Raw genomic sequence first — 8,657 nt, 5'->3', positions numbered from 1 at the left:
AAAACTATCATCAAATATAATCCCTGCTTTTACTAAACCATCAAGTATAAATTTCCCCGAATAATTATCGGGGTCTCGCCTTATTTTATCTTTGAAGTAATAAAATAAAGTAAGCTTACATTGCTTTATTGGCTTATACGGCTTATTTTTAAGTGTATAAAGCTTTATTATCTCCGCCCACTCTTTCTTTTGTTTTTGGAACTGGCGTATTTGATTACGCCCAATAAATTGATTATTGCTTGGTGGAATAAAAGGTATTATATAGTCGAACCTCATTTAATCACCCTCTTTTTTTGTAACTTTGCATCTCAGTAATATTTTCATGCGTCCAAATACAACACATAATATTCCAATAAAAAGCTGACTCATGGTCCTCGTCTATCTCTCCCAATACCCATTTAAAATAATGCCTGGTCGCACTATCTATGTAACATTTGCACGTAAACCTTTTCGCCAGTTATTCTCATCGTATTTCTTAGCCCCATTTTCAAAGTGCTTTGCTATACGCTCTATTAAAGCATAATCCATCCTGTAATTTATTGCTGACATAGCAGCATATAAATATGTTTGGTCATTTGTTTTTTGATAATTACTTATGTTAGTAAGTCTATTATCTTGATTAGCTGTTCCGAGTACGTCAAGCGGTAATAAATCAAACCTGCCCTTTCCTTCCGATATATCCCTTACTGCTCCACTTTCAAACTTTCTGCGTTCCCCGCTATCTTTAATTTTTGCCTCTTCTGTCATTTTAATAATCCTCTCTAATACCTCTAGCGTGCGTTTAAACGCTAGATAAAATTTAGTGTCACTTTTTATTAATAATCATATGCAACTACCTTAACAATCGAATGTGCACGCGTATTTGATTAATATAACATCTCTTGAAACTCTGTGAAGTACCATATCAATTCCTTTTTAAAAATTTCAATTGCTTTTTTGCAAGCTTCTATGTCTTTGAAATAAATCGCTCCAACAGCTCTGCTTTCAAAATTTTTAGTAGCGTGTATAAAATTATCGCTTTCACCTATTATTTCATATTTAGCTACATATGAATTCCCCCAGTCCGCCTGCGATGGAATACCTCCGTTTAAAGCTGCATATCTTCTTAGTTTATATTTTAACTGTTCGGCTCTTGCTATATTTTTTGCTAGTTTTTCGTCGTTAAAATAACTTGTTTCCGTGTAATAATAGCTTTCTTCTTTCCCTACTCTCTCATATCCCGTTTTCTTTTTTGCCTTTTCTTCTTCTTTCAAAATTTCTGCAAGTTCTTTTTCTGTTGCTTCTGTGTCAAAAAATCTAAAGAATTGTATTTTTTCAAGGTCTATATAATCGTAATCCGTAAACTCTATATATCCACGGTTTTCGTTATCTGCTTTAAATTCATGTATTTTTGATATAACATACCAAGCAGTTTTATTTTTAAATTCCTCTGTTGTTGCAATTACAAAAATAGGTTTCCCTATCCTGCTTCTTAATTCCTCTATCGTTAAACTTTTTTTCATAATTTTATTCTCCTTTTAAAATTTTTAATAGGTCCAATTTGTTTATTGCCGCTTTATCCGCTCTCTGATTTTTTATATCGCTTTTAACAAATGTACAGTTTTCAATTATCCTATCAAAAATACGTCTATACTGCGTATTTTCGTTATTCGTGAATTCTTCTTGGGTTAAATTTGTTGAAATAATAATTGGTTTTTTTGCTTAGATATCTTTTATCGATTATATCAAATATTAATTCCATTGCTGTTTCTGTGTGTCTTTCCGTTCCCATATCATCTAAAATAAATAAATCAACATCATTTATTTTATTTAATAAATGCAATTTGTTTTCTGAGTAGTTTTCTTGCATCTTAGACATTAGCGCGCTTAATTTAGTCATGTAAACACTATAAGATTGGCTTAATACACTATTAGCAATACAAGCTGATATATGCGTTTTTCCTGTGCCTCTCTCTCCATGCAGGATTAATCCCATATTATTTTTTAGCATCTTATCAAAATTATCTGCATATCTAAAAGCTAATGTATATATTTTAGAGTTTTTATCAGTAGTATCAAACGTTTTTGTTTTTAAGCTTTTGTCGTCAAAGCAACTATCTGATTTTTGCTTATTAATATACTCTTGTTGTATTTGTTTGTGTCTGTTTTCCTCTTCTTCAACTTTTAGAGATTGGCACATACATAAACAAAATACTTTTTTGTCTTGACCTAGCAGCTTTATAATCGTTTGTTTTGGAGTATTGCAATTGTTGCAGTGTATTATCCCATCTTTTATGTAATCATCACTAGATTGATATTCACTTGCTTTGCTAGATGCATCATCAATTATTTGTTCAAACACTTGTTAGCCTCCTCTTCTTTTAATATCTCGTCAAACTCTGCTAAAAAATCATATTCTTCAAAGTCTTTAAACTCGTTATAGTTATGCGTTTTTAACTCTTGCTTTTTATTGCCGTTATCAAAACTATTCTTCTCCCAATTTCTTATTGCAGCTTGCCAGTTCTTCATCTTTGTTTTTCCTACTAGCCAACCTTTACTTTCATAATAATCAAAAAACTTTTCTGCATCTACATTATTTTTTCTCTCTTTACAATAATTTTTTATTTCATCGATTGTAGGTATCGTGAAAGCTTTAGCTTTTACCGTACTTTTTTCTTTTTTTATCTTTTTTTCTTTATCTATTTCTATCTCTTTTTCTAGTTCTATTTCTTTATCTATCTCTGTGTCACTTTTTCGCACATTTTCGCACAATGTTAAGCTTTTTTTATCTTTTTCTTCCAAATTAATTGTTTTTGCTCTTGCCTCTCGCATTCGTTGTGCACTATCTGTCTCACTCCCTATCATGTTTTCTATATCTAGCATATATAACGCCCCATCATCAAGTACTTCTATCATATTTAATGCTATAAGCTTTTCTATTGCTCCTCTTGCTATGTCTATGTTTGTGTTTGTCATGGACGCTAGCATCTCAATTGTATAAGGTATTATGTTTCTTAATCTTAATACACCGTTATTTTTTATTGATTTACATAACAGCTTTAAATAAAATTACTGTATGCCATGCCGTTTGGTAAACTCTCTAAGATTTTTTATTTCATCGCTTTCAAAAAAATCTTCTTTGAGTTTCAGCCAAAAAAACTTTTTGTTTTTGCTCATTAATTGCCCTCCAATCGCTTATTTACTCATTTTACATTTTAGTATAATGCATTTTACTTTATTGCCTCAATCTCCTTGTAAACTGCATCCGTCACAAATCTATTTAATGATTTACCTTGACTTTTTGCAATCTCTTTTAATTTTGCTAGCTCTCCTTTTGCGACAAATAATCTCATAAAATCGTATGCTTTTTTATTGTACTTGTTAGTAGCAACTACATGTTTTTGCATTTAAAAAATCACCTCCTCGCATGTATAATTATATTATATCATAATTTACTAAGTATGTCAATAGTTTTGACCTTATCTCAAATAGTAGATTCCATCAATTTTTAAGATGTAGTCATTATCCAAAAGCTCTTTTTTGGCTGTGTCATGTGCATCAATTAACTTAATCATTGTGTCTAAGTTATATATAACTCTGTCATATTGCTTGTCTAAAGACTCGTGCAGCATCAAGTATAACAATTTTGCGTTATTACTCATCTTTGAAAATTTATCGCTCATTATTGTGTATATCATTTTGCACCTCTTCAATTCTTTTTTTTGCTATATTAAAATAGTTTTCGTCTAGTTCTATGCCAAAAAAATTCCTATTGGTGTTAATGCAAGCTATTCCTGTGCTGCAAACTCCGCAAAAAGGGTCTAACACTATATCATTTTCTTTGCTTGAATTTTCTATTAATATTTGCATTAACTCAACTGGTTTTTCAGTATCATGTAGATTTTCACCGTTTTCACCTTTAGTTTTTTTATTTGGAATGTTTAAAATATCAGAAGTGCCACAATTATTAATTTTAACACCTTTGCCTTTCCTAAAGAATAAAATATATTCAAATTGAGACATATAATATTGCCCCATTATTTTATTACCTTTATTCCAAATTAAAGATTTAATAAAATGAAAGCCTGCATTTGTGCAAACATTTAACATGCTGATTAAATTAACATGATTAGTCATTATATAAAAATGGCTGCCATCTTTTAAAACTCTATAACACTCACTAGCATACTGTGTTATATCTATGTTATTGTGTGTAAACACTTTCCCTTTCTTGTTTATTTCTTTCTGTAGCATGCCCCCAGCATTACCAGCGTTGCCTCTGCTAGTAGTAGGATATGGTGGGTCTGTCGCTATTAAGTCAATTGATTTATCCTCGATTGTTTTCATCACTTCCAAGCAATCACCATTTATTAATTTTATCATTAAAATTTAGTCCTTTCTATTTGATTAAATCTGTCCAAATCTATCTCGTATGCTCCTTGTTTGCAATTTGTCGATAAAACTGCGTGATTATGCATCTCAAATATCATTTCGGCTATTTCGTTGTTGGACATAATCCTCATCTTGTCGATTACTTCTGATGTAATTATAATACTAACTTTTTTATTCATGATTATTCACCTTCCTTCTTTCTTTTGCTTTTCGCAATATCTCAATTTTATTTTTTTCGTAATAATTTTTGTTATTTTCTAAAATTTTGCTTTTATTATTTTGATAATATTTTCGCTTTCGCCAACATTCTTTTCTTGTTTTCAACATATTCTTTTCTTGCTTTTTTCAAGATTTTGCTTTTGTGTTTTTGATAATAAGTTTTTTGATACGATAATTGGAAAGCATCTGTTTTCACGCTTTCACCTCCTTGCACGGTTTTTACGCCGTGCGTTTATTAAAATTAATTATGTTTTAGTCTATCGTTTACTTCTGATAACTTTGCATCGTTAAATCTGCTTAAATCCCCAACTAAATAACCAGTAATTCTTCTTATGCGTTTAAATGGTGCTTTTCTGTATGTTTTTATGTCGATAAAATCACCAGCTATAATTACTTCTACAAAGTCAACGTCTGTGTATTTATCTATTATTTTTAACACTGCTTCTTTTTCTTTTTCGTTTAAAATTCCTCCCTGGACTTGTATGCGTGGGTCGTTCATTTTATCACCTCCTTATTTAAACTTCTGTGTTTCCATCCCCATTTATCGCCGTTAAGTTCTACTTCTATACATGTAACCACAAATATTTTTGTAACTTTTACAATCTCAACGTTAACTTTTGCTTTTATTTTTAAAGATTTAAAATATTCATCTAGTTTATTTTTTAAATTTGCCATTTGGTTATATTCTTTTTCACACTCTGCGATAATTGGATATGTACCACATATGATATTTGTATTATTTTGATGTTCGTATAAATCAAACATTTTACACCTCGTTTTCTAGACTTTTCAAGTCTTTTTTATCAAGATTTATTTGTCGCTCAAGATAATATAAATCTTGCTTTGTTGCTTGTAACTTTTGTTTTAACTGCATCGACTTATTTTCTAAATCTGCTAAGTCGTTTATTATGTTAACAATCTCTTGATTTAAAGTTTTTGTTGTTTCGTTTTTTGTTTGCAAGTCGTTTTTCTTTTTGCTGATAACTTGCAATCTCCAGTTAGTTTTATTAATAAATTCCATGCTAATAGCTCCTTTCCCCCGCATAGCGGGGATGAATTAATCAAAAAGGCACATCTCCATCTAACTCCTCAAATTCCGATAAATCAAAATCAGGAACATCGGATTTTGCCTCTTGTTGCTTTGGTTTTTGCTCTGTAGATGTATCATCTGACTTTTTATCTCCGCCAAAACTTACATTATCTGCATGCACTTCTATCGTATAATGTTTTACACCATTACTATCTGTATAATTATTATTTCTTAACGCACCCTCAACAATAATCATTTTACCTTTTGTAAAATACTTGCTAACAAACTCCGCTGTATTTCTCCAAACAACTATGTTAATAAAATCCGATTGTTTTTCACCACCATCTTTAGGCACAAAAGGTCTGTTGATAGCGATTGTAAACTTGCATACAGATATATTGCTTGTAGTTTGTTTTAGTTCTGGATCAGCTACTAAACGCCCCATTAAAATTGCTTTGTTTATCATATATATTAAAACTCCTTAAATTTATTTTTCAAATATTATGTATAAAATCCACATTGCCAATAAAGATATCGCTGGAATTATTAATAACAACTCCGTTCCGTTTGTTTTCTTTTTCATAAAATCACCCCCATTTTATTTAAACTTAAACCATAAAACCCAAACTAATAATTCTAACAACTGTATGATTATTAGCAAATCAATTTCAGTAAGTTTTTTCTTTTTCATAAATCAATCCTTTCAATTTTAAAGCTACTAGCAAGCATTTTAAGCGACGTTTAAAATTATAGTGTAGTTTGTCAATTAAAAGCTTACTAGTGCTATGTCATGCGTTTATTTTGATTTAGAACAATCATAACAAAGTGCAACACCATTATTTTTGTTTTTGCTAAAATGCGAAACTTGCCCAGCCGTCCATGTCTTGCCTTTTGTGTCTGTCCAAGACTCAAACGGTTTACTGCATTTTTCGCACTTATATTCTTTTTCAATTTCTTTTTCCGTTGTATTTACATCATATTTACTTTTATCTTTATCAAAATAAACATCCGCTGCTATGCCTATTGCTTTACACGATACAGATAAAGCATCCGTCAAAGCCATTTTAAAACATTCATCGCTAGTGTAAAGCCCATTTTTTTCTTTTGTTACAAACATACTACCACCAACTCCAGGTATTGCATCTGACCATTTATCCTCGTTTTTGATGTGCAAATTTATCTTGATAAATGCAGCCTGTTCATCTCCGTTTTTCTCAATCCACTCCTTTTCAATTTCATATTTCCAGCCTATGCCACATGGTCCAAACATTTCTGTTAGTTTTTTTATACGCCACATAGGATTTATGTCCGTCATACCCTTTAAACGTCCACCACCTATGCTTTTTTAGCCTCTTGAGGACTTGCCGTCCTAGATTGTAATATTTTAAATTATCCATTTTACACTCCTTTTTTTTATAACTAGACTTTGTGTTTTCTCTTTTTAACAAAAGGAACACTAAAACACAAAGCTTTACTTTGCTCAAACTTGTTTTTTTTGACTGTGTCAACACACCATTTAGCGTTGTGCTCGAGAAACTCAATAAGTTGTTCCTCATCTTCGATTATAAGCTTTTCAGCGTTATTTCTTATAGCCACGCTGCATGTAGCTGTTTCAACTTTTTTCTTTTCTGTTTTTAACATAAACTGTTTTAAAAATTCTTTTTGCCTCTCAATTTTGTTTTCCACAACTTCCTTTCTTTTTTTTAATGTATCAATTTCAGATTTCAACGCATCTGAAAAAACTTGATTACGTTTTATTGACTCAACATATGCTGATACACACATATCAACATCTATTTGCATGCTCTCAAGCGTATCTCTGCATGCGGTTAATGTATCCTCATCGTTTTCTTCTATAGCATCGTTCATCATGCTTAAGATTTCCTCAATCTCTTGATTGAGTTCATGTAATTTTATACTACTCATTTTTTATACTCCTTTGAAACATAATACATTTTATCTTTGTAAGCTATTGTTTTTACCTCTTTAGTTGCATCTTTATAAGAGTCCACTATTGTTGTATTGGCATCTAACATCAAGTCTAAAAATTTATCATTACTTAACGTTAAACAATTAAACATATCAATATGTCCACCCTCTTTTTTTAAATCATTATCAAAACTATCTCTGCGTTGCATTTCTGCAACTATTAAATCCATTAATTCCATTTTAATAACCTCCTTTTAAAATTATCTAAAATTCCATGTGCTGCTTTTGTCTGCTCTCGCCATATCAATAACCATAGCTATTGTATATGAAGATTTTGGGATATGATATTTAACTTTTTTTTCAAAGTCAAATAAGCCTGGTTTGTTGCTTTTGCACTCACTAAGAGTGCAATTTAAGCAATCTTGTATTGATTTCGGACCTTTACAAGTCTCTTGCATTTACTTTTCCCTCCTTTTAACATAATATAGTAATCCTAAAATTGCTACTAGTCTCATTATCAAGCTTTCACTCGATAATAAAACCAAACTAATGGCTAATATGTAATCTTTGATATTAATACCTCCTTGACACATTTATTTTTAAATGCATCAAGCGGATATTAACCGCTTAAGCTAACTTTTTAGCTAGCTTAGACCAAAGATGCACCCACATCATTTCTAAAGATGTTTCGGCATCTTTGAGGACTTGCTCTTTTTCAAGTTCCCAGTCCTCCCCACGAAAATCTGGTGTTGGTGTCTGTGCTTTGCTTGACGGAATTTAAAACCGTCAAAATCTTTAATATTTGTTTTCATATTGAAAACCTCCTATATTTTATTTTTGTTTGTCGTTGATAATTAGTAAATTATCATATACTTATTATACATCACTACATGTATGATGTCAATAGATTTTAAAAAAGTTTTTACTTTAAAATAGATTAAAAAATACCCTCAACTTTAGGTTATAAAAAGTCACGTAAATAGAAAGGAATAGGAGGTATATAGTGAATAAAAACCGTGCTCATGCTCCGCACGCGGATGCTCTTAGATAATTATCAGTATCATGCGCAGATTGATCAATGCTACACGGTTATTTTAAAAGGAGATTA

The 8,657-nt window shown here is 30.9% G+C and carries 13 protein-coding genes and 1 pseudogene; all 14 read right to left on the bottom strand.

Features of this window, described 5'->3' with window-relative positions; translation table 11 throughout:
• Positions 1-423 precede the first annotated feature (423 nt).
• On the bottom strand, positions 424-747 hold the full coding sequence (locus tag IPM51_12005; protein MBK9285021.1) for a hypothetical protein: 324 nt from the start codon (positions 745-747) through the stop codon (positions 424-426).
• Positions 748-866: 119 nt separating this feature from the next.
• A complete protein-coding gene (locus tag IPM51_12000) occupies positions 867-1,502 on the bottom strand; it encodes a hypothetical protein (protein MBK9285020.1) in 636 nt (211 codons plus the stop codon).
• A gap of 143 nt (positions 1,503-1,645) precedes the next feature.
• A complete protein-coding gene (locus IPM51_11995) occupies positions 1,646-2,341 on the bottom strand; it encodes an ATP-binding protein (GenBank protein MBK9285019.1) in 696 nt (231 codons plus the stop codon).
• Between the two features lie 434 nt (positions 2,342-2,775).
• Positions 2,776-3,036: pseudogene (locus IPM51_11990) on the bottom strand (phage replisome organizer N-terminal domain-containing protein).
• A gap of 173 nt (positions 3,037-3,209) precedes the next feature.
• Complete coding sequence (locus tag IPM51_11985) at positions 3,210-3,386, bottom strand: antitoxin (protein MBK9285018.1); 177 nt, start codon at positions 3,384-3,386, stop codon at positions 3,210-3,212.
• Between the two features lie 265 nt (positions 3,387-3,651).
• Positions 3,652-4,362, bottom strand: a complete 711-nt coding sequence (locus IPM51_11980) for a site-specific DNA-methyltransferase (GenBank protein ID MBK9285017.1) — start codon at positions 4,360-4,362, stop codon at positions 3,652-3,654.
• A gap of 283 nt (positions 4,363-4,645) precedes the next feature.
• Positions 4,646-4,786 (bottom strand): hypothetical protein, encoded by a 141-nt coding sequence (locus IPM51_11975; GenBank protein ID MBK9285016.1) that lies wholly within the window; start codon positions 4,784-4,786, stop codon positions 4,646-4,648.
• A 45-nt stretch (positions 4,787-4,831) separates the two neighbouring features.
• Positions 4,832-5,089, bottom strand: a complete 258-nt coding sequence (locus IPM51_11970) for a hypothetical protein (protein MBK9285015.1) — start codon at positions 5,087-5,089, stop codon at positions 4,832-4,834.
• Positions 5,086-5,355: a hypothetical protein gene (locus IPM51_11965; protein ID MBK9285014.1), complete on the bottom strand. Its 270-nt coding sequence runs from the start codon at positions 5,353-5,355 to the stop codon at positions 5,086-5,088. Before IPM51_11965 ends, IPM51_11970 begins: the two co-directional genes overlap by 4 nt.
• 1 nt (position 5,356) lies before the next feature.
• Positions 5,357-5,635 carry a hypothetical protein gene (locus IPM51_11960; protein MBK9285013.1) on the bottom strand — a complete coding sequence of 93 codons (279 nt, stop codon included), beginning with the start codon at positions 5,633-5,635 and terminating at the stop codon, positions 5,357-5,359.
• Between the two features lie 16 nt (positions 5,636-5,651).
• A complete protein-coding gene (locus tag IPM51_11955; protein ID MBK9285012.1) occupies positions 5,652-6,086 on the bottom strand; it encodes a single-stranded DNA-binding protein in 435 nt (144 codons plus the stop codon).
• Between the two features lie 330 nt (positions 6,087-6,416).
• The gene (locus IPM51_11950; protein MBK9285011.1) at positions 6,417-6,917 is read right to left on the bottom strand and encodes a hypothetical protein; all 501 of its coding nucleotides are present in this window, start codon (positions 6,915-6,917) and stop codon (positions 6,417-6,419) included.
• A gap of 122 nt (positions 6,918-7,039) precedes the next feature.
• On the bottom strand, positions 7,040-7,546 hold the full coding sequence (locus tag IPM51_11945; protein ID MBK9285010.1) for a siphovirus Gp157 family protein: 507 nt from the start codon (positions 7,544-7,546) through the stop codon (positions 7,040-7,042).
• On the bottom strand, positions 7,543-7,779 hold the full coding sequence (locus tag IPM51_11940) for a hypothetical protein (protein MBK9285009.1): 237 nt from the start codon (positions 7,777-7,779) through the stop codon (positions 7,543-7,545). Before IPM51_11940 ends, IPM51_11945 begins: the two co-directional genes overlap by 4 nt.
• Between the last annotated feature and the right edge of the window lie 878 nt (positions 7,780-8,657).

The organism is Sphingobacteriaceae bacterium, assembly GCA_016715905.1.
GTDB lineage: Bacteria > Bacteroidota > Bacteroidia > B-17B0 > Aurantibacillaceae > Aurantibacillus.
Note: the sequence above shows the minus strand (reverse complement) of the source record. Positions and strands in the feature narration are given on the sequence as shown.

Bases quoted from the DNA above. Each gene is read 5' to 3' on its own strand.
- IPM51_12005 (MBK9285021.1), bottom strand. From the start codon at position 747: ATGACAGAAGAGGCAAAAATTAAAGATAGCGGGGAACGCAGAAAGTTT.
- IPM51_12000 (MBK9285020.1), bottom strand. From the start codon at position 1,502: ATGAAAAAAAGTTTAACGATAGAGGAATTAAGAAGCAGGATAGGGAAA.
- IPM51_11985 (MBK9285018.1), bottom strand. From the start codon at position 3,386: ATGCAAAAACATGTAGTTGCTACTAACAAGTACAATAAAAAAGCATAC.
- IPM51_11980 (MBK9285017.1), bottom strand. From the start codon at position 4,362: ATGATAAAATTAATAAATGGTGATTGCTTGGAAGTGATGAAAACAATC.
- IPM51_11970 (MBK9285015.1), bottom strand. From the start codon at position 5,089: ATGAACGACCCACGCATACAAGTCCAGGGAGGAATTTTAAACGAAAAA.
- IPM51_11965 (MBK9285014.1), bottom strand. From the start codon at position 5,355: ATGTTTGATTTATACGAACATCAAAATAATACAAATATCATATGTGGT.
- IPM51_11960 (MBK9285013.1), bottom strand. From the start codon at position 5,635: ATGCGGGGGAAAGGAGCTATTAGCATGGAATTTATTAATAAAACTAAC.
- IPM51_11955 (MBK9285012.1), bottom strand. From the start codon at position 6,086: ATGATAAACAAAGCAATTTTAATGGGGCGTTTAGTAGCTGATCCAGAA.
- IPM51_11950 (MBK9285011.1), bottom strand. From the start codon at position 6,917: ATGTGGCGTATAAAAAAACTAACAGAAATGTTTGGACCATGTGGCATA.
- IPM51_11945 (MBK9285010.1), bottom strand. From the start codon at position 7,546: ATGAGTAGTATAAAATTACATGAACTCAATCAAGAGATTGAGGAAATC.
- IPM51_11940 (MBK9285009.1), bottom strand. From the start codon at position 7,779: ATGGATTTAATAGTTGCAGAAATGCAACGCAGAGATAGTTTTGATAAT.